At 54.2% G+C, this 1,242-nt stretch carries 1 protein-coding gene and 1 pseudogene; both read left to right on the forward strand.

What is annotated here, in order from left to right; all coding sequences use genetic code 11:
- Window positions 1-317, forward strand: a pseudogene (locus WM40_RS27075) (tyrosine-type recombinase/integrase); the annotation flags it as partial.
- A gap of 417 nt (window positions 318-734) precedes the next feature.
- Window positions 735-1,242 (forward strand): class I SAM-dependent methyltransferase (locus WM40_RS30560; RefSeq protein WP_157793835.1); only part of this gene is annotated, 508 nt, incomplete at its 3' end.

Genomic DNA, 1,242 nt, shown 5'->3' on the forward strand with positions numbered 1-1,242 from the left:
GTCACGCCGCTGATCGGCAGCCTGGACGACGGCGATGCCGGCATCAAGCCTTTGAGGTTGTGGGAAGTGATGCGGAAGTTTTCCGGCAGGCGGCGCAGATTATTGAAAACGACCATCCGACGCTGGCCGAGAAACTCCGTCAGGCAACGCCGCACTGGATGCGGCACACGCACGCCACGCACGCTATCGCCAGGGGTGTCGAACTCAGCGCCGTCCGGGACAACCTTCGTCACGCTTCGATTTCGACCACATCGATCTACTTGCATACGGATGATGTCAAGCGGGCGCGGCAGTTTGGGCAGGCATTTACCAACTGATTTCCTTATTCCAAAATCAATGGAAATCCAGACTCTTTATAACCTGCAGGCTTATGATAGCAAATCGACCGGATCTTGGTCAGAGGCCAGGATCAGGGTTGGGAGTTTTGTTCGGGTACGCTTTACTTTGGGAAAACTGCCTTGGCCGGAAGACTACTTGACCAATGGGTCAAGCGGTGCGATGCGGACCCGACGTTATGGGATCAGATTCATCTTTGCTCTGCATGGTGCGACATCAGCAGTGTTGCGCCGCTAAAAACGGTATGGCTGCCGCGCTCATATCTGCAAATCGCGGACGCCCCCATTTTCTGTGAGCCAGTAATTCGACACTGGCAAGCGTCGCGCGCATCGAAAGCCGACGGGCGGGCATTGAACGCGCACCACTATCCGCACACGCACCAAGGCATCCAATGTAGATTGCACAACTTGCTTTGGCGTAAGCGTGCTGAGGCATTCTGGATCGCACAAGACACAGTGCACATTAAACCCGATACCGGGCTCTCGTTTCCAGAGGACTTTGATTTAGGCGCGGCGCTTCGCGAATCGATAGGTCAAATTTATCCGGTGCTGGAAGTGGGTTGTGGCGTTGGGCGCATCGCCTCGCTATTCGGTGCCGGAGAGTATATTGGTGTCGACATCAATCCATTGGCGGTCGCGGTTGCACGTCAGATGTTACCTGACCATCAGATTCGGTTGACAGATCACGGTATCCAGTACCCGGAGGCACTGACAGCGCTCCTATTCAACGTTTTGTTGCATGTATCAGACGTAGCGGTTGTTCCACTTTTGAAGGAGATCGCGGAAGGCCGTATAAGAATCGTAGTGGCCGAATTAATGGATAGATGGAGGCGTGACGGTGCCCCCGACTGTGTTCAACCGCAATTCGGAAGAATATGTTTTGACGATGAGCAAACTAGGATTTCGG

Source organism: Robbsia andropogonis, from assembly GCF_000970345.1.
Lineage (GTDB): Bacteria > Pseudomonadota > Gammaproteobacteria > Burkholderiales > Burkholderiaceae > Robbsia > Robbsia andropogonis.